Source organism: Sulfolobus islandicus Y.N.15.51 (assembly GCF_000022485.1).
GTDB lineage: Archaea > Thermoproteota > Thermoprotei_A > Sulfolobales > Sulfolobaceae > Saccharolobus > Saccharolobus islandicus.
Genome location: NC_012623.1, coordinates 1719281 through 1736726 on the forward strand (window position 1 = coordinate 1719281; position 17446 = coordinate 1736726).

Annotated in this window: 20 protein-coding genes and 7 pseudogenes; 12 read left to right on the forward strand and 15 right to left on the reverse strand. The window is 36.4% G+C overall.

Annotation, left to right across the window (positions count from 1 at the left end; all coding sequences use genetic code 11):
- The first annotated feature begins 39 nt into the window (after positions 1–39).
- Positions 40–606 (forward strand): ABC transporter permease family protein, encoded by a 567-nt coding sequence (locus tag YN1551_RS17520; protein WP_238526241.1) that lies wholly within the window; start codon positions 40–42, stop codon positions 604–606.
- 46 nt (positions 607–652) lie between these two features.
- Positions 653–898 (forward strand): ABC transporter permease family protein, encoded by a 246-nt coding sequence (locus tag YN1551_RS17525; protein ID WP_238526246.1) that lies wholly within the window; start codon positions 653–655, stop codon positions 896–898.
- Here YN1551_RS17525 and YN1551_RS09475 read toward each other — a convergent pair whose 3' ends face one another.
- Both YN1551_RS09475 and YN1551_RS09480 read right to left on the reverse strand, forming a co-directional pair.
- Positions 899–2089 carry a metal-dependent hydrolase family protein gene (locus YN1551_RS09475; protein ID WP_012717638.1) on the reverse strand — a complete coding sequence of 397 codons (1191 nt, stop codon included), beginning with the start codon at positions 2087–2089 and terminating at the stop codon, positions 899–901.
- A gap of 51 nt (positions 2090–2140) precedes the next feature.
- Positions 2141–2740, reverse strand: coding sequence for a DUF2249 domain-containing protein (locus YN1551_RS09480; RefSeq protein WP_009070270.1), 600 nt, complete (start codon positions 2738–2740; stop codon positions 2141–2143).
- 248 nt (positions 2741–2988) lie between these two features.
- Here YN1551_RS09480 and YN1551_RS09485 point away from each other — a divergent pair, with 248 nt between their 5' ends.
- Complete coding sequence (locus YN1551_RS09485; RefSeq protein ID WP_009070268.1) at positions 2989–3216, forward strand: hypothetical protein; 228 nt, start codon at positions 2989–2991, stop codon at positions 3214–3216.
- On the opposite strand, the pseudogene YN1551_RS09490 reads toward YN1551_RS09485, so the two are convergent.
- The 3 genes and pseudogenes from YN1551_RS09490 to YN1551_RS09500 all read right to left on the reverse strand — a co-directional run bounded on the left by YN1551_RS09490 (position 3197) and on the right by YN1551_RS09500 (position 4839).
- Positions 3197–3519: pseudogene (locus YN1551_RS09490) on the reverse strand (hypothetical protein). The gene YN1551_RS09485 and the pseudogene YN1551_RS09490 overlap by 20 nt on opposite strands.
- A gap of 3 nt (positions 3520–3522) precedes the next feature.
- Entirely contained in the window at positions 3523–4287 is a 765-nt protein-coding gene (locus tag YN1551_RS09495) for a plastocyanin/azurin family copper-binding protein (RefSeq protein ID WP_012717640.1), read from the reverse strand.
- A 66-nt stretch (positions 4288–4353) separates the two neighbouring features.
- Entirely contained in the window at positions 4354–4839 is a 486-nt protein-coding gene (locus tag YN1551_RS09500; RefSeq protein WP_009070261.1) for a hemerythrin domain-containing protein, read from the reverse strand.
- Positions 4840–4901: 62 nt separating this feature from the next.
- Here YN1551_RS09500 and YN1551_RS16630 point away from each other — a divergent pair.
- The 3 pseudogenes from YN1551_RS16630 to YN1551_RS09510 form a co-directional block, all read left to right on the forward strand.
- Positions 4902–5066 (forward strand): annotated as a pseudogene (locus YN1551_RS16630) (IS1/IS1595 family N-terminal zinc-binding domain-containing protein); the annotation flags it as partial.
- 90 nt (positions 5067–5156) lie between these two features.
- A pseudogene (locus tag YN1551_RS09505) lies at positions 5157–5408 on the forward strand (IS701 family transposase); the annotation flags it as partial.
- 40 nt (positions 5409–5448) lie between these two features.
- Positions 5449–5637: pseudogene (locus YN1551_RS09510) on the forward strand (IS256 family transposase); the annotation flags it as partial.
- A 199-nt stretch (positions 5638–5836) separates the two neighbouring features.
- On the opposite strand, the gene YN1551_RS09515 reads toward YN1551_RS09510, so the two are convergent.
- Complete coding sequence (locus YN1551_RS09515) at positions 5837–6766, reverse strand: transposase (RefSeq protein ID WP_012715708.1); 930 nt, start codon at positions 6764–6766, stop codon at positions 5837–5839.
- Positions 6767–6931: 165 nt separating this feature from the next.
- On the opposite strand from YN1551_RS09515, the pseudogene YN1551_RS09520 reads away from it, so the two are divergent.
- Positions 6932–7970 (forward strand): annotated as a pseudogene (locus tag YN1551_RS09520) (IS256 family transposase); the annotation flags it as partial.
- A 95-nt stretch (positions 7971–8065) separates the two neighbouring features.
- Here YN1551_RS09520 and YN1551_RS09525 read toward each other — a convergent pair.
- On the reverse strand, positions 8066–8530 hold the full coding sequence (locus tag YN1551_RS09525; protein ID WP_238527812.1) for a peroxiredoxin family protein: 465 nt from the start codon (positions 8528–8530) through the stop codon (positions 8066–8068).
- Positions 8531–8690: 160 nt separating this feature from the next.
- Positions 8691–9104 (reverse strand): hypothetical protein, encoded by a 414-nt coding sequence (locus tag YN1551_RS15965; RefSeq protein ID WP_012713305.1) that lies wholly within the window; start codon positions 9102–9104, stop codon positions 8691–8693.
- Positions 9105–9204: 100 nt separating this feature from the next.
- On the opposite strand from YN1551_RS15965, the gene YN1551_RS09530 reads away from it, so the two are divergent.
- Both YN1551_RS09530 and YN1551_RS09535 read left to right on the forward strand, forming a co-directional pair.
- Positions 9205–9480, forward strand: a complete 276-nt coding sequence (locus YN1551_RS09530; protein ID WP_012715969.1) for a hypothetical protein — start codon at positions 9205–9207, stop codon at positions 9478–9480.
- The gene (locus tag YN1551_RS09535; protein ID WP_012717644.1) at positions 9480–9857 is read left to right on the forward strand and encodes a YHS domain-containing protein; all 378 of its coding nucleotides are present in this window, start codon (positions 9480–9482) and stop codon (positions 9855–9857) included. The genes YN1551_RS09530 and YN1551_RS09535 overlap by 1 nt, the downstream gene beginning before the upstream one ends.
- A gap of 114 nt (positions 9858–9971) precedes the next feature.
- On the opposite strand, the gene YN1551_RS09540 is transcribed toward YN1551_RS09535, so the two are convergent.
- From YN1551_RS09540 to YN1551_RS15970, 3 genes and pseudogenes are all read right to left on the reverse strand, one after another.
- Positions 9972–10409, reverse strand: coding sequence for a HEPN domain-containing protein (locus YN1551_RS09540; RefSeq protein ID WP_012713303.1), 438 nt, complete (start codon positions 10407–10409; stop codon positions 9972–9974).
- Positions 10399–10890, reverse strand: coding sequence for a nucleotidyltransferase domain-containing protein (locus YN1551_RS09545; RefSeq protein WP_012713302.1), 492 nt, complete (start codon positions 10888–10890; stop codon positions 10399–10401). The genes YN1551_RS09540 and YN1551_RS09545 overlap by 11 nt, the downstream gene beginning before the upstream one ends.
- A gap of 266 nt (positions 10891–11156) precedes the next feature.
- Positions 11157–11999 (reverse strand): annotated as a pseudogene (locus YN1551_RS15970) (IS630 family transposase); the annotation flags it as partial.
- Between the two features lie 147 nt (positions 12000–12146).
- On the opposite strand from YN1551_RS15970, the gene YN1551_RS09555 reads away from it, so the two are divergent.
- Entirely contained in the window at positions 12147–12530 is a 384-nt protein-coding gene (locus tag YN1551_RS09555) for a metal-sulfur cluster assembly factor (RefSeq protein WP_048052323.1), read from the forward strand.
- Here the strand turns inward: YN1551_RS09555 and YN1551_RS09560 are convergent.
- Entirely contained in the window at positions 12523–12954 is a 432-nt protein-coding gene (locus tag YN1551_RS09560; protein ID WP_012715966.1) for a universal stress protein, read from the reverse strand. The genes YN1551_RS09555 and YN1551_RS09560 overlap by 8 nt on opposite strands.
- A gap of 216 nt (positions 12955–13170) precedes the next feature.
- Here YN1551_RS09560 and YN1551_RS09565 point away from each other — a divergent pair, with 216 nt between their 5' ends.
- Entirely contained in the window at positions 13171–13905 is a 735-nt protein-coding gene (locus tag YN1551_RS09565) for an IS1-like element ISC796 family transposase (protein ID WP_012717648.1), read from the forward strand.
- A gap of 314 nt (positions 13906–14219) precedes the next feature.
- On the opposite strand, the gene YN1551_RS09570 is transcribed toward YN1551_RS09565, so the two are convergent.
- The 3 genes from YN1551_RS09570 to YN1551_RS09580 are packed head-to-tail and all read right to left on the reverse strand — an operon-like array spanning position 14220 to position 17133.
- A complete protein-coding gene (locus YN1551_RS09570) occupies positions 14220–15158 on the reverse strand; it encodes a dipeptidase (RefSeq protein WP_012710842.1) in 939 nt (312 codons plus the stop codon).
- A complete protein-coding gene (locus YN1551_RS09575) occupies positions 15103–16299 on the reverse strand; it encodes an MFS transporter (RefSeq protein WP_012713299.1) in 1197 nt (398 codons plus the stop codon). Before YN1551_RS09575 ends, YN1551_RS09570 begins: the two co-directional genes overlap by 56 nt.
- 36 nt (positions 16300–16335) lie before the next feature.
- Entirely contained in the window at positions 16336–17133 is a 798-nt protein-coding gene (locus YN1551_RS09580; protein WP_048052463.1) for a KaiC domain-containing protein, read from the reverse strand.
- On the opposite strand from YN1551_RS09580, the pseudogene YN1551_RS09585 reads away from it, so the two are divergent.
- Positions 17108–17437, forward strand: a pseudogene (locus YN1551_RS09585) (undecaprenyl-diphosphate phosphatase); the annotation flags it as partial. The gene YN1551_RS09580 and the pseudogene YN1551_RS09585 overlap by 26 nt on opposite strands.
- Positions 17438–17446 lie beyond the last annotated feature (9 nt).

Sequence of the window (17446 nt, forward strand, 5' to 3'; positions counted from 1 at the left end):
CGAAATAGGGGGAGGGTTATTAATGTTCTAGTAATAGGTGTGGATAACATATCGTCATTGGTAGGAAAGGTGGAACTTGAGAATGGCACAGTGTATCCCCCAGTGACGGTGCCATACGCAGTAATAGGCCATGATATAGCACATCCCATTCCAAATATAACCATTCAACCTGGTTCAACGATAATTCTAAAACTATCTAATGGAAATACGGTTCCCTTAACAGTATATGGTGTATTACAATCAACCCAATCCATTGTCATAGGTGATACCTCAGATGCCATTTTCATTCCATTAAGTGAGGCCAGGGCGCTGATAAATCCTCCGGGCTATTTTCTAGTAGTATTGCAAGCTGGTAGTATAAGTGAAATTAACACGATCACCACTCTATTAAGCTACATTTACGGAAACTCCTTAACGGTAACTACAATACAGCAAGCAGTATCATCTGTTCAAGTTATAATAACGAGCTTCTCGTTTCTAGTAATATTAATAGGATCTATATCACTATTCGTTGGTGCCGTTGGAATAATGGGGATAACCTTAGCTAGAGTTTATCAGAGAACTAGGGAAATTGGAATAATGAAAACCCTAAGGGCTAACAACTAGACAAATCTTATTAGCCTTCTTATTAGAGGCACTTATTATAGGAGTAATCGGAGGAATAGTAGGACTAACATTAACTTTTGTGGGTACATATTTATTAGACATAAATGGTATACCATTTAATGCAGGTTCAAGCAATGGTTCAAATTTACTTATAGTCATACGTCCACTTTTCTCAATGTCTGACGTTGGAATCTCAATTGTGATAGCCTTAGTGACAAGCGTTATAGCTGGTATATATCCTGCATGGAAGGCCTCCAAATTAACCGTTATAGAAGCGGTTAGAAAAGATTAGTTATTCTTGATACAATCCATAACCAGTATATAATCTGCCATCCTTAATAATGTATGAAACGTTAGTGGGCTTCAAGTTCTCAATATCCTTAGTGGGATCATCCTTTAATACTATTAAGTCAGTCCTATACCCTTCCCTTATATAACCGGCTTTAACGTCAAGGCATTCGGAAGCTATTGAAGTTGATGCCCTTAATACCTCTAAATTGCTCATATATTTAGATAGCAACACAGCTTCTCTGTAGTTCCGTCCATGAGGTCTCCTCTTAGATCCCACGTAATCCGTGCCAGTAGCTATTTTCAATTTATGGGAAATGGCGATACTCATATCCTCGCTGAAATGTCTCTTAACTAACTCTTCTCTGTAAACCTTAGCTTCAGGATCTCTTACCTCAAATGGAATTTCATAAGTAGCTAACGTCGGAATGTAACAAATTCCCCTTTCCTTAATCATGCTCGCAGTTTCATCATCCAATCCTAAGCCATGTTCTATTGTATCCACACCAGCTAAAATTGAGTTCATGATTGCATCTTTTCCGTAAGCGTGAGACGCCACTTTCAAACTAAACCTATGTGATTCGTCAACTATGGCCTTAAGCTCATCCAATGCTAACCCCGGTAAGATTTTTCCACCTTGAGAAAATGCTCCAGAGGCGTAAACTTTTATTACTCTAGCACCTTGCCTTACTGCCATTCTTACAACCTTTCTGCACTCATAAGGGGAATCACAGTAGAATGAGTATGAAAGTCTTTGTGCAATGTCTATTGGTAAATCTTTAGGATTATCGTTACCGCCAGTAATCGCTAAAGAGTATCCAGAGGCGATCACAGTTGGTCCTAATATTTCCCCTCTTCTCTGAAGGTAATCTAACCTAACTGCGACCTTACTTCCCAAATCCCTAACTAGGGTAAATCCTGAACGTAATAGTCTTTCCATGTCCCTAGTACTCCTTATTGCAGCGTCAATTTCGTTAACTATATTCCAAGAGAGAACGTTATCCTCTTCAACTCCGAAGAAATGCAAATGGGAATCGACTAACCCTGGCATTATGAAATTGCCATGAATAACCTTACTTCCTTGAGGAATCTCGATTCCTTCTACGATTCTTTCAATCTTATTATTTTCTACAATTACTGTGCCTTGTTCAATAATTCTTTCTCCGTCGAATATCTTTCCAACGAGAGTTATCATCTTATTAAAAAATAGGAAATTAAAGTATATAAAAGAGAGAAGGTTGTTTGTCTAGTGTTTTAGATTAACCTCTGCAATACCCTTTTTGGCTGCTCCCATTACTTTCTCGTGATCTTCTGGTGAAGGGCTTGGTACAACTATGTGTAAAGCCTCCATATAAGTGTCAGCCTTAACTCCTCTCTTAACTCCTTTAGGTACTATTACGATTGATCCATCACGTACTTCATATTCCTTATTGCCAATGGTAACTTTTCCCTGTCCTTGCAGTACATAAAATATTAAATCTGAATTTGGTGCATGTATTGGAATGTATTGGCTTGGCTTGAAAAAGACCAAAATAACCCCATACTCTTCTTTTCTAAGTACTGGAATTGGAGTGAAAACTTCTCCAGTTTTTCTAAACTCGGAAATGTGTGAAATTATCGCCTTATTACTTTCTCCCTTCTTTTTTGTCAACCTTAATACGAAATCACCATTTTCCGTTTGCTCAACCTTATACTTCTCAACATGACCAGATAATAGTTGTATTAAGTGAGATGGATAGTGATCAGCTATTACTGTCAACTCCTCTTCTTCTTTTAGCTTATCGAAGCTTTCTAACACTAGTCTGTGCCTATATTCTGGTTCCACACTTCTTAGATCTAGTTCCATGGGATAGTGTTTTACCTTATATTATAAAAAATGGTACGCTAAAACATTAGGGTTACTACGTTTTTTGAAAATGCCAGTTAGAAGTAGAGAGTTGAGGACGCCTAGAGCTCTTTAGCGACCATATGAGAGACACGTTAAATATACAAAAATCTCGGCACAATTTTCTTAGACTTTCCGATTCAGTCTATTTAACCACCTTATATTTTAGGTCCTCCTTTTATATCTAAAGAGGTCATACAATCCATGAGATGACAAGGTATATAATTGATACTAGAGTTTTAGAGTATTTCTCTCATAAGATAATTGAAAGAAGGATTAATGAGATAGTAGAGGGTGAAATAATAGTGGTAATTTCCAAAGTTGATCCAGCTAGGATACTTGCAAGACTGAAACTTAAGAAGGGTATTGACATTATAGTAAGTAAAAATAAAAAAGAGAATTGGATATTATATCTGATTAAGTCTTCTTACCACTAGTGAAAGCTAGAATTCCAGCAATCAGTAATAGGATAAATGATATTATTCCGATAAATCCCATGGCAGGTATTGAAAGTAATGCAGCTAAAACTAATAACACACCTGCTATTGTCTTATCTGAAATTAACGAACCGATTATACCCAAAACAAATGCAGGTATAACCAGAAATCCCATGAAGCCGTAAAACATCATTCCTCCATATCCCATCATTCCATATCTAGGGTAGAAAAATGCGAAAGGAAGGCTATTCCAATAATTAAAAGTAGTGAGCCAACCAATCCTAAAATTTGATAGTTCTCCATCTTTTACGCCACCACTATCTCTCCATACATTCCCATTTCTGCATGACCGGGATATTCGCAAACGTAATAATATACACTTGGCTGACTCAAGGTGGTTGTAAAGCTGAACTCATAAGCTTGTCCAGAATTATAGTTCGCATAAGGTAACATTGGCGTCATTCCTATTGTATTCATTCTAATGTACATCATAGGGTAATAGGGGTAAGGTGGTGGGACTGGTATAATTGCAATATTATGTAACATATCATCATCTAGATTAATGAATACAACTTGAACTGTAGCTCCCCTCGGGATAATAAGTGTTGGGTTAATCAAACCATAAATTACGAAGACATCGTGCTGTGCATAGGCTGGCGGTTGTTGTCCAGTTAAGTTTATTGCCCTCTCATGACCCATTCCCAAAACTACTAATACTATATTTGAAGAGGTGAAAAGTAAAGTGTTGTTATTGGGAAACACTTTAACGTAAGATGGTATATTTCTCATCATGGATATTGCCTCGCTTATTGGAATAGTATTCTCATATAAGGTAGCATAACCTCCATAATATCCCATCATGTGGTACATTCCTTCACCTCCCATCATTCCTCCACCCATCATTCCGTAATTTCCTTGTGAATAATATCCCATGTACTGTAATTGTTGGTTATAGTATGTTAAAGAATTTTGGACAGGTAGATAGTAATTATAATAGTAAGCATATCCTACTACACTCGCAACCACAACTGCAACTATTATGCCTATTAATAGTAACTTTTTGCTTTCCATACGTATTACTTAGTACATAGGTAAAAAATTTTGTGATTAATATGACCTAGAAATTAAAAAGTTAATCTAAAAAGTAGAAAAATTAGTTGGGTAATTTATTCTTTTATCTTTTATTTGATTTTTATTGGTATATCTATTATAAAGCGTGTTAATTAGCTCTATATATTTCCTGTGTCTTTCTTTACCAAAACCTTCTTCTATCCTCTCAAATTTATAATAAATTATTTTGTCTTCATCATCAGATAGCAAATTTTCAGCAGTTGGAAATAGAACGTTATTTTCCTTATCGATATGGCTAGATAACATCACGATAAGGTTATTCAAATCCTCTCGCAAGCCTTTGGGCTCATTGTATTTAACCTCTATCCTATTTATTATATCCCTTAACTTGTTATGCTCATATGCCATAACATAAATTGGACCTCCTACCATCCCTTTATGTTCTAAAAAGTCAAACAGTAGTTTCTCTTCCTTAACGTGGTGGCAATTATCAACGAAATTCTTCATGAAATCTATAATTATTTTAATATCTTGCATATTATCTGTGTTCATATCTATAACGTTCAATATCTCGATAGTGTCGTCATTAAGCTATTTATATTTGTATAACGAGTATTACATATGGTAGGAAGGCTGTAGTTAGGCAAGACGTTTCTTGCCCCTCTTGTGGTTCTCATCATGTTGTTAAGTGTGGTAGGCCTTTGGGTAGGCAGAGGTATTTGTGTAGGGATTGCGGTAAGTACTTCTTGGGTGACGCTACTTACCATCACCATTCTAGGAATAGCAGTTGTTCTACTTTTCCTCGGTAATACAAAGTTCACGGTACTATCGATAAAGTTTTTAGATTTGCGTTTAGTTGATTGAAAACTGTGAAGTTCGAGAGGGAGCTGAACATTGCGAGGAGTGAGTTCATTAAGTCCTTCAATTCCTTAGTCGGAATACTGAGGATGAACGGATTGAGCAGAAAGGTCGCAGTAGGTTTAGCACTCATGGCCTTGATAGGAGGGAGGGCCAGCATTAGAAACGCATCCATCACATTCGGGTTAAACTACGCGAACTTGTTAAAAGCACTAGAGAACTTAGAGGACGCATGGAGTGACTACCTCGAAGCGTTAAGCAGGGGCTACCAGTTATAGTTGTGGTAGCAAAAGGTGAAAAATAATGACAAAAAGTAAAAATAACCCCGGAAGGGGTAATACCATAAGGGAGAGTAATACCATGAAGGTAATGGAAGAAATAAGAGAAAAGATAAGAAAGGCAATCAAAGAAGGAGTTAGCCTAAGGGAAATAGAGGAGATAATCTTGCAAGAGGCCATGATGGAAGAGAGGGAAGCCTACCTAGAAGTTGAGAGAGTGTCCAGAATGCAAATAATTCAATAAATATAATGTGATAGAAAAACAATATTATAACTAGTTGAGAATAGAAGTCAATTATATCTTTCAATATGAGGGAAGATTAATATTTTATTGTAATATAAAATAACTTATAGTTGAGAAAAAATGAATTTCAAACATACCCCATATTATTCTAGTTAACCCTAGCCTAGGGTTAACTAGAGAGTTTGACAAATTCCTCTTGCGGAACTTTTGCTAACACGGAAGTGTAAATCAAGGAATTGTAAATTATTCCAATAACGTAAACAAAAACCTCAACCATATCCTTGTTAATAGCGTAAGGTCTCCAATACCTCTTCAAGAAAATACCAAAGAATTCAACATAACGTCTAAAACTAGAAAAACCAATTATCCAAGTTGAGGGCATTCCCAAGAAACCCCTATCAACAACCTTATAACCACTCATACCAAAACCAACCTTATTATCGGGAAAGTTTGCAAACTCAACTTGAATTGCGTGAAGAATCATGGTTGGGGAAATAGCATATAAAACCTTGAAGCCGAAGAAACTCCTACCCCTCTTCTTCGCAAACTCACCCTTAAATCTACGATGAATCTTAGCCCTCATATAGTAGTAAATTAAGTTTGCTGCTTCCCTAAACTTTCCTTGTCTCAAGTTGAGTTCTAGCTTTTTCTTTAATGTCTCCTTGTTTCTCTTTCCGAAGGGTACTTCGATTATGTTGGAATCTATTGCCCAGAGTTTGTTAACTTTGCCGTATAAGGCACTACTTGGCAAGTAGTTTTCTAGTTTGCTTAGCTTTTCCTCAAGTTCTTTTGCGTATTCCTTGAATGCTTTCTTTATTTCTCCCCTAAGTTTCTTTGCCCTTCTGTGGTTTTCGGATTTTGACTTGCGTTCTCCTAGAAACCATCTTACTACAATGTCCGTGTAATAGTATGCTTCTACATCTCTGTAGGAGCATTGCCATATCATCATGACGATGAGTACTCTAAGTATGTATAGGTCTAGTGATGATAGTGCTTTTGAGGTGATTAGTATGTAGTGCATTTTCAAAAGAGTTTTATGCCTTGATGATAGTTTATCATAGGGGACCGGGAGATTGTAGTATTCTATCCAAGGTTTCATATCTCCCAATCCTTGTACTACGTCTTCCCGGTCCCCTTTAAGTATTACTCAAGATTTTACTCCAAGTGAAAATTCAAAATTTCTCAAGAGTTTATGCTTTCTTTTGAGTTATTATCTATAAACTTATACATAGATTTATTGAATTATTTACACTTGGGATGCTCTCTTGAGGACGACCACAAGAACGGGACCTACTTCAGATATCTGGGAACCGGAGACGGAGTATTAAGACTCAGAGTACCGAGAACCAGAAAGGGTGGCTTCAGACCTAAGATCCTTCCGGAGAAAGGACCAGCCCAGATTACGAGGACTTCCTCCAGCAGCCTATCAGGCATGACTCCAAGTCAAGGCCGTGTTAGCAGCCAAGGGAATACCGTATAGTGAGATCGTAACGGATCGGGTTGCCGAGAGAATATCCAACAAACTCAAGGAATACAAGAACCGCGAACTACCTCACGATCTCCTAGCCCTTTACATCGATGTGAAGATCGTAAAGGTCAGAATCAGCGAGTCGATCATGGAGAGAGCCATTTACATTGCCATAGGAGTTGACTTAGAAGGGAATAAGTTCGTCTTGGACTACGAAGTTAGGGATAGGGAGGACTTGGACGGTTGGAAGTCCTTCTTGAGCGGACTCGTAAGCAGGGGAGTCAGTAGGGTTGACGTAATCGTGAGCGATGACTTCTCTGGACTTGATCGCGTCGTGTCCACGCTCTTTCCCTCCTCTCAACACCAGCTCTGTATAACACACATGGTTAGGAACCTCATGAGGGTCCTCCCAGACAAGGAGGAACTAATGATTAGAGTTAGGGATCTAAAGTCCTCCAGGAAGGTGGAGGAGGGAAGGAAGGCTATATTGTCTCTCAGCCAACTTGTCCAACCCTTTTCTCCAGCCCGAGCCAAGAGGCTTCTTGACGCTGCTGGCAAGTATTGTTCCTTTCTCAACTTCCCCAGGGAGATTAGACACTACCTCTACACTAATAACACGTCGGAGAGTTTCAACTCGACCCTGGCTAGGTTTGAGGAGGAGCTCGGAGGTTACTTTCCCTCTCTTCGCTCCTTGGAGGTCTATCTCTACGTTTCGATCCATGAAAGTAATTCGCGTTGGAAGTTCAGGCCCATGTCGGTGATAAGGCATTACTCATATCATCTCAAACAACTCCACGCTTCAAGGTTCCAGGTGAGTCTTGATGAAGACTTTTAACCTTCTGCTTACATATTTTCTTACACAACTATACCCAGTAGCCCCGAAATACGTTTAGGGGGTGCTCTGGGTTTGATGAAAATCTTTAAGCTGCGTTAAAGTAGAACAACTGCTATATATATTATCTTTCCAGAAGGAGATAATAGGTAATATATATCTAAATAACCGTTAGGGTTGTATTCTTTCGTCATAGCTAATGTAGCGTAACCGTAATAAAAAGTTATGTTAGAATTAGCATAAGATTTTATAAATTCATTTAATGGAATGCCCTGATAACCTAAATCGTTATATGATTCTACTACAATCACTGTAATATTTTTTGAAGCTAATGTTGGTATTATTTGAGATAAGATATGTAATCCCTCTGCACAAGTTTCACACCACGTTACTATAAAGTAAAGAAGTACATATTTACCGTGAAAATTATATAGGTTAATTTTAGTTCCATTAATAAGGGTAAAGGTGGCATTGGGGGCTATATCACCTACTGCCACGCCTACATTATTTGATTTAGATAATATAAAATATAATCCTATTATCAATATTATTATAAAAATCACTGAATAAATCGCTATGCGACTGCGTTTTAATCCCTCATTCCTTTTATTTTTATTGTTCATTTTCTTTTTACCTCAAATTTACATAGATCACAAGTGGCTATATTTTTTGATGCGAGAATAAAACTAATAATAGATAAAAATATTGATATTACAGAAAATACTAGATTATATAACGAGAAATTGCTTCTATTTTTCCGCCTAAGGTTATAGCTGTATAGGAACCTGCTATACTAAATATTATGGTAGGCAAGATAGAGGAGCAACATAATGTACTAGGCAGAATACTTGAAATTATTGAACCTATTACAGACTTTGTAACCTTAATTCTCTTGGAAATTGAATATATGGTAAAGGTTAAGGAGAGACCTATGAATATTGAGAGTATAACTGATACAAACAATACGTAGTATATAAACGCGGTATTGAATATTAAATAACCAAACCCAAAGTAATAGAATAGATAATAATAGCCTAACATAAGAGCTATAATCAAGAAAGCTGCAATAAGGATATATTTTCTGTCATTCAAGAACGTGAAAATGAAGGCATTTTTGACATATGAAAATATATTCATATGTTATACATTATCGTTTTATTAATAAAGTTTTTCCTAATATTTACCATTAATGCCTTATAAGAAAGATTTAAATAATTAATCATATATTCATTTATTCATGAATTTACAGAGTAAGATCTACAAATATGATTTAATAATTGATGATGTGAGTTGTGAAAAGTGCGTTAATAGGATAAATTCTTTATTAACAAAAATGTTTAACATTTTAGATATAGCTGTTAATTTACAACATGAATCTAAAAAGGCTCATTACACTATATTATCTAAAAAAAGTAAAATAAATATAGGTAAATTAAATCAAGTGATGGTCAACGCTTCTAATGGAACCCCGCATAATTACCGAATTATAAATTTCAAGGAGAGTGAACTATAATGGCTAGAATAGTTGCCAGAGGATCATTAATATGCCCTGTTTGCAAATGTTCTTTGCAGAGGCTTATATTATTAGGTTCTGGAAAATTGCTAAAAATATCCGAAGTCTCAAGGAAAGTTCCATCAACAATTTATAATGGCTTAAAGTATTATTTCTGTTGCGAGGATTGTAGGGAGAAATTTCTTAAAAATCCAGAATATTATATAAATGAATCTAAAAATATTGTCGTCTGTCCCGTATGTTTTGTGGAAAGAGATAAGAGCAATGCAATAAAGATAGAATATCAAAGCCTAGAAGTTTATACATGTGGTTGTCCTCACTGTGAAGAGGCGTTCACAAATGATCCCTCTTCATTTCTTGAAACTATTGAGGAGTAAAAATAATAAAGATAAAGATAAGTTTATTATAAGATTTAAGCAAAGATTTAAGATTATAATTCTTTTAATTAAATCATTAAGAATCAAAGATTTATTTTAGTCTCGTTAAAGAGATTAAACATTTTGCTTCGTTCTTTTTTCTTCATATAATTTTCTTGCGTATTCTAACACTTCTTCGGCCATTTTAATTGATTGTTGAGCGTCATAATCTGAGTAGAGTAATTCTGGTGGGGTATTCGTCTCTTCATCACCGTACATTGACAATTCCCTTTCTTTTCTTAGAGATCTTGAGTATGACGCAAAAATATCTATTTTTTCCTTAAACCATTGTGGAAATTTATCGGCGTTATTTTTTAATATAGGGCCTACGTCATGAAATTTTGGTGGTTCTATATTAACAAGTCTAAGGCATGCTTTAAGAGAAAGCTCTACAGATTCTTGGCAAAGTCTAACTACAATATTATATTTCTTTCTTTCATATTCTATTTTAGCTAAGTTTAGTCTCTCTTCAGCTTGTGAGATATATGAGGAGGCTAAGGAGTTAAAGTTCAATTGTATCGCCGAATTTCGAATCTTTTTTAAGTACCCAATACCATTTCTTACCCATTCTTACCCTTTCAGCTCCTAATTCCTTAAGTCTCTCCTTTAGTTTTTGTAGTATTTTAGTGAAGAATTGATTCTTGTCATAAAGTATTATCGCATCATATGCCATGTCTAAATAGAGAGGAGAAATTTTCTCTGCCTCTTCTGGCGTTTTAAGAATTGGTGAAAGCGATATATAATAACCATTTTTCCAGTATTCATCTAAGTTTAGCTTATCCTCAACCTTAGTCTCAAATAATCTAATTCTCTTAAGCATACTATCCTTAGGCAGGTTCTTTATAATTATTAATAAATCTACATCGCTGTCATTTCTATTATCTCCCCTAGCAACACTTCCGTAAAGTACAACTGAGGTGAGATCATCTTTAAATTCCTCTTTCATTATTTTAACCATGTTATTAAGCAACGTAATGTAAGGCTCTTTTATCACATGATATTATAATCCCAAAAATCTAATAAACATGTCGTTTTAAAATCTATTATAGTTATTATAGTCTTTTTCATAATAGCTGCAACAGGCTTTTAACTTCCCTCAATACAAAATATAGAAAAACATTGAGAAAAGCTTGTATTATTGTGAGATAAAACTTGTTAATAGATAATAAATCAAATATGAGAAAAATTTTCCCATACTTATACCTTCCTCAAGCATGTCATGAAACTTATTAATCCAATACCTAGTATAATTACCCTTAGAAACCAAATAATAGAACTCATCCTCAATTCTAGAGTATAACACGAGTAATAATAAGTATTAACCCAACGCTTCAAATCCTCCCAAACCAACTCAATTGGGTTTAAATCCGGAGAATAGGGAGGCAAGAAAAGCAAAGTAATGTTAAGCCTAGAAGCAGTAGCGAAAACATAAGAAGACTTGTGAAACTTAGCATTATCAACACGACATTACCAGAATTCCTAACCCTAAGCAAGTAAAGAAAATTAGCGAAAACCCTAGAATCAACATTGTGAGCATAAAACAAGGCTTACCATCAAACAAGGGAATACAAGCTAGAATATTAACACTTGGATAATCAACCCTAACAACATACAAACCCTAGAGGGATCATGACGAATACCAGACTCGTCCATGAAAAACACTTTTACACCCTTCTTAATAACGCCCTTCAACCTCTCCCTAAGTCAGCATCTATTGGTCTCTTCTTGTCGATCTTGTAGGGTTTTATGTAGGGTATTTTCAGTCTTTTTCTCGCTATTCTCCAAGCTGTAGCTTATTTTTACGTTGAACTTCTCCTCTATGTTTTTGCTTCCCATATGGTTTTTCCTTGTATTTCTTCTACCTTTATTTCCCTCTCGTTTACCTTCTTTTTTCTTCCTTTTCTTTCCTTGTGGAATAGGCATTTTTCTCCCTCTCTCTGGAATTCGTTGATCCATCTATATACTGTGCTTTTGTGAACTTGTAGTATTTTTGCTATTTCGCTAATTTTCATTCCTTCCAAGTATTGCCCTAGCTTTTGTCTCGTTTAGGTTCTTGGGCTTCTTGCTAATTAGCTTCCTTTTTAAGGTCCTCAACACGCTCAGCCCAACAGCTCCCATTACTAACACTAGATTTACTAATTTTAGCCCCCCCCCCCCCGTTACAGCTATTATGAAAAAGACTATAAATAACCAGAACCTCATTACTTAGGGGTGCTATATAAATTTTCTAAATGTATAGAAGAAAAATATATGAATGAGAAGGAAAAAGGCGAATGGAAGAAAAAGATAATTCAAGGTCTACATGAGGTTTATGATCCTGAAATACCAATAGATATAGTTAACTTGGGATTAATCTATCAAATAGATATAAGTGATGATGGGGACGTGTACGTTAGAATAGGAGCTACAACACCAGCTTGCCCAGTTACTGAAGATTTGCAGTATACTGTCGAGCAAGTGATTAAGGAAAGCATACCGGCTAAAAGTATAAGGGTAGAGTTGGATTTAGATACGGAATGGATACCATTAATGATGACTGAGGAGGGCAGAAAAGAGTTCATAAGAAAATTCGGTTATGATATAGTAAAGAGATGGGCTGAAAGGATGGGTATAGAGGAAGAAAAAGTCACTTAACCACTAGTACTGGTATTTTAGCCTCATGAACAATTCTAGATGAGACGCTACCTAGGAATATTCTCTTAACAGTTGATAATCCCCTACTTCCAGTAACTATCAAATCAGCTCCCGCTTTTCCGGCATAGTCCATTATTGCAGTGGCAGGGTCTCCCTCAATATTTACTGCTTCGACGTTTTTAACTCCACTATTTATAGCTTTTTCCTTAGCCTCCTCTACGTCTTTTTTAGCCTTATTATACATTTCATTTATTACCTCACTTGGTATTGGACCTAAACCCATTCCGACCAACACTGAAGTATCTATTACCTCGATTATTGTAAGCCTGGCCTCATATCTTTTTGCCAAATCGATCGCTACATCTAATGCCCTTTTGGCATTTTCCGAACCATCATATGCTACGACTATATTTTTAAACACCATATTTTAAATCCCCGTAATAATATAGACATACAAATATAAAAAACTTTAGCTACGTGGGCATGAGCTTGGCGATAAGAGGGAATCAATATCGTATTTAAAAGATTAAATAGTGTTTAGGCATAAGATAAAATTCTTTCTATGCTTTTGAATCAACTGTTAAAACATTACGGTAGTGTCGTCGTTAAGTTATTTATATTTGTATAACGAGTATTACTTATGGGTAGGAAGCCTGTATTTAGGCAAGACGTTTCTTGTCCCTCTTGTGGTAGTCATCATGTTGTTAAGTGTGGTAGGCCTTTGGGTAGGCAGAAGTTTTTGTGTAGGGATTGTGGTAGGTACTTCTTGGGTGATGCTAGTTATCATCATCATTCTAGGAAGTTGAGGGAGGAGGCTTTGAGAATGTATGCTAATGGTATGAGTATGAGGGCTATTTCTAGGGTGCTTAACGTACCTCTTGGTACTGTTTTCACTTGGATTAAGCGTTATGGTAGGAAAAAGCATGAGAAGTTGGTTGAGTTGTGGGGTAGGGCTAAGGAGCTGGTCAAGGGTAAGGTTGTTGCTAAGGTTGTTGATGAGATGTGGACTTACTTGTACAAGAATGCTAGGGCTTTTTACAAGTGGGTTTTCACTTGTTACGTGTACACGAAGCTGGGAGTTTACCTCATTTACTCTGTGGGGGATAGGGATGAGAGTACTTTCCTTGAGGTCAAAAAGTATTTGCCTGACGAGGGTAGATGGGTGAGCGATGATTATAACTTGTACTTCTGGTTGAAAGACCACACGGTTGTCTCGCCAGTTAACCCGAACGAGTCCTTTCATTCCTCATTAAGGGATAGGCTAATTAGATTCAAGAGAGCAACGAAGGCAGTAAATAGGAGCATTCGCACCATGATGTACTCCATAGCCCTAGTCTTATGGGAGAGAAGGTTAATCCCAGAATTTGTAGCTTAACGACGACACTATCAAACATTACGAATCTGCTCTATTACTGGAATTAGAGCTCCATTGAATTTTCATGAATTTGTATCTATTCTCAGCCCATGTGTGTCATTAAAGTCACGGAACATTGCCTCGTTCATTTTCTCAGTCCGTTCTATAGAATTAAAATTATTCTCCTAAAAATAAATCTATAATATTAAAAAGTGTTTGGTTAAGTCTGACTTAATAATCCTTTATATTTAGATACCATCAATAAATGAGAATATAAATAAAAATCTGAAATCTCCTCATCACATTACCCTTGAACAACGTAAATCGAAATTCTGCTAGCCAGAAGATAAGTTCTCTTTTATTACCCTATAGGCGTTTTTCCATAAAACCTCTTCCTCATGTCCCTCTATTGCCCTAGCCAACTCCTTAACTCTCAAGATATTTTCAAACCCTTTTGGTGTTTCACCTATTCCTAGAAAATCAGTACCTATGGCAACGTATTCCCAACCAAACGATTCCCCTAGATATTTTATACTCTCAACAATACCATTAATTGTTGGCTCTTTAAGAGTTGATACTATAGCAGTAATGCCCATGACACCCTTAGTCTTAACGATAGCCTCTATCTCCTCATCGTCTAAATTTCTCTTGTGCTGTTTTAATCTGGTAAAGTTAGTATGGGAATCGATTACTGGTTTCTTAGAGATTGACGTAGCCTCTAAAACAGTTCTCTTACCAGCATGGGCTAGATCTATTATTATTCCCAATTTATTAGCCAATTTGACCAATTCCTCACCCTCTGAAGTCAATCCATAATCCTTCTTAGCCATGCATGACGATGCGAACTTATTATCGTAATTCCAAGTTAAACCTAAATTTAGAACGTGAAGTTCTTTTAAAAGATATAGATCACTGTAATCTCTTAAAACGTCAGCACCTTCTAATGACAATAGTAGTTTAACGCCTTTTGGCTCAATATCATTAGCATTTCTCACAATTTTCACTATACCCTTCCTCTCCAAATAATAGTAAAACTTAACTTGATCTAAAAATAGTTCAAGAGAAAAATTCGTTGACCTAGTCGGATTTCCATAAAGGGTAGTTAATTCCTCACTTCTCTCGTCTAAAGTATCAACATGGGGGAAAATTGAGGCAAAAATTAACGAGTCGAACTCTTTAAGCATTTTTATACTGGACTGTCTATTACCTTCAATTACATCAGTCCCTACTTGGTTTGAGTAGGCTAGATCCTCGTGAAGGTCTATTAACTTCATTTTTTCCTCCAAAGAACTTATAGTACATGTAAATATTTAAAGCCATTATGATACCAGAGGCCAAGAATGGTAAGTCAATCTGTGATTCTGAGAATAAGTAACCGGTTAAGCTTGTCGAACCAGAGGAAGCTGCTAATCTAGTAACTTGATTGATCCCCATTGCTCTACCTAACTCGTCTTGACTTACCATTTCCGTCATAGCCCTTTGTTGTATAGGTAGTGCTAATATTCTGATGGCAGGAAGTATAAGGTAGATTCCTAAAGATATTGGAAAGATCCTTATAAGGGGCATTATAATTGAAAGAAGCGCTCCTACACCTCTTGTAATAGCTATGCTCATCACAAATCCCATCTTCTTATCTAAAAATGGTGCTATGAGGATTAGTGTGGAAGCGATAAGGCTACTAAGGAAAGTGTATATTGACATCTCAGATTTTGGTGTGTGGTATATGATTATGAAGAACGGAATTAGGAATGGAGTTATTAGACCTACAGATATACCATTTAATAATCCTGTAATTGAGAATTTCCCTATGACGACTTTGCTTTTCAAGGAAGCAGACTTAGCCCTTATGTTTTTAGTCCTTATGGGAAGTAGTGCAAAAACTGATAGAAATCCCATTATTATGGCAATCAAAAACTCTTGCTCTGAACTAAATAATCCAGCTATAAGTGAGCCAACTGAAGCGGATATTCCAGATAGAAATGTGAAAAGAGAGAAGTAAAACGTTCTATTCTCGTTCTCGATTATCTCAGTAATTAAGGCGTTTTGTATTGGCGCAACAATTCCCCCAATTCCACCTCCAGCAACTGCTCCAGTTGCAGAATACCCTCCTAATGCTGATGCGACAAGAAGTGCTATTAGGGAGTGATTTAGGAATAAGAGTAATGCGCTTAATGGTAGCAGAAGCGAAGCTAGGATTAAAGTATTTTTCCTTCCATATAAGTCCGCGAGATAACCTACAGCTAAGCCAAATATGGCTGTAGCAAAGGTACCAACAGTATATGCAAAACCCAAGAATAATGAGGAATATTTCAACTCAACTAAAACCAAGTAAGGTAGGATTACAAATATTATACCAGCCGATGAACTTCTTAAAACCCTTGAGATTATTAGTGAAAAAATGCTAACCCTATCCATAAGTTAAAAAATATACTGTTTGTTAAATAACTATCTCTATTCCTCTTCTTCTACCTTTACTTCCACTTCCTTTTCGGCTTCTTCAACAGCTTTCTTCATTTCGTCAACATCCTTTTGCGGTAATGGTTGTATTGAAACTGACCAATTAGTCATTTTCAAATACTTATCCCATTTTACAACAATTCCATTATCAGTTATATCCATTGGATGCCTAACCATCGATATCTTAGTATCCCTCATCTTCCACACGATTATTGACCTATACATTACACCCTCAACTTCATCAAGGTCTAACCTTATTATATCATCAACTGCGTGTTTTACACCTGGCCCACCAAATCCCCTTTCCCCAACTGAAACTTGACTTACGAAAATCGCAGTAAATCCTAGACCGGAAATAACTCTCTTCAATTGCATTGCAATACTCCTAGCCATCGCTGGTTTCGTTAAGTAAAGCGTACTTACTGAGTCCACAACGATTCTAGTAGCATTTGTATCCTTTATTGCAGCTCTAATGTTTTCTGATAACTCCTTAACATCATCTATGTTTTTCACAACGTACCTCTCCCTTTGTGCGGCACTACCAATTCCACCTGTAAATGCGTCAATTATTGCGAATTTCCCTTCCCTTTCATATTTTCTCACATCCCATCCAAAGTGTTCAAAGCTTCTACGTACAGAGACGGGATGTTCCTCTAAGGCTACAAATACACCTCCTTCACACTTTGTTAACCCGTTATATAGGAATTGTTTTCCTAAAATTGATTTACCAGTTCCCGGTCCACCTGAAACTAACACTATGTGCCTTTCTGGAATGACCACATCTGCGTTAATATTGTTAGGCGTAAAGCCAGAGGAAGCGTTTAAACTATCCTTTATTTCATTAATACCAGCCGCACTAGGTGCAATAGGTGTGACTTTACTTTTCAGCAAGCATGAGGTTTCACAAGCAGTTCACTCGGTAAGCCTATCCGGTTTGTTAATTTCAATCGTAGTTGCTACATTTGTTAGTATCTTCTTCATTAACGCATTATTGAGATTTGCTAGGACGAATAAGGTAGTTGTACTCGTAATAATCTTGGGGATTATAGCAATTATTAGCGGAATCTTAAGTGGTATTGCAAAAGGTTTTTATTAAGAGATATAC

What these genes read in the sequence shown, in the direction of transcription:
- YN1551_RS09565 (WP_012717648.1), top strand. Translation starts at nt 13,171, where the DNA reads ATGGGTAGGAAGCCTGTATTTAGGCAAGACGTTTCTTGTCCCTCTTGT.
- YN1551_RS09480 (WP_009070270.1), bottom strand. Translation starts at nt 2,740, where the DNA reads ATGGAACTAGATCTAAGAAGTGTGGAACCAGAATATAGGCACAGACTA.
- YN1551_RS09560 (WP_012715966.1), bottom strand. Translation starts at nt 12,954, where the DNA reads ATGGTGTTTAAAAATATAGTCGTAGCATATGATGGTTCGGAAAATGCC.
- YN1551_RS15965 (WP_012713305.1), bottom strand. Translation starts at nt 9,104, where the DNA reads ATGAATATATTTTCATATGTCAAAAATGCCTTCATTTTCACGTTCTTG.
- YN1551_RS09475 (WP_012717638.1), bottom strand. Translation starts at nt 2,089, where the DNA reads ATGATAACTCTCGTTGGAAAGATATTCGACGGAGAAAGAATTATTGAA.
- YN1551_RS09530 (WP_012715969.1), top strand. Translation starts at nt 9,205, where the DNA reads ATGAATTTACAGAGTAAGATCTACAAATATGATTTAATAATTGATGAT.
- YN1551_RS09495 (WP_012717640.1), bottom strand. Translation starts at nt 4,287, where the DNA reads ATGGAAAGCAAAAAGTTACTATTAATAGGCATAATAGTTGCAGTTGTG.
- YN1551_RS09500 (WP_009070261.1), bottom strand. Translation starts at nt 4,839, where the DNA reads ATGAACACAGATAATATGCAAGATATTAAAATAATTATAGATTTCATG.
- YN1551_RS09535 (WP_012717644.1), top strand. Translation starts at nt 9,480, where the DNA reads ATGGCTAGAATAGTTGCCAGAGGATCATTAATATGCCCTGTTTGCAAA.
- YN1551_RS09515 (WP_012715708.1), bottom strand. Translation starts at nt 6,766, where the DNA reads ATGAAACCTTGGATAGAATACTACAATCTCCCGGTCCCCTATGATAAA.
- YN1551_RS09575 (WP_012713299.1), bottom strand. Translation starts at nt 16,299, where the DNA reads ATGGATAGGGTTAGCATTTTTTCACTAATAATCTCAAGGGTTTTAAGA.
- YN1551_RS09570 (WP_012710842.1), bottom strand. Translation starts at nt 15,158, where the DNA reads ATGAAGTTAATAGACCTTCACGAGGATCTAGCCTACTCAAACCAAGTA.
- YN1551_RS09555 (WP_048052323.1), top strand. Translation starts at nt 12,147, where the DNA reads ATGAATGAGAAGGAAAAAGGCGAATGGAAGAAAAAGATAATTCAAGGT.
- YN1551_RS09485 (WP_009070268.1), top strand. Translation starts at nt 2,989, where the DNA reads ATGACAAGGTATATAATTGATACTAGAGTTTTAGAGTATTTCTCTCAT.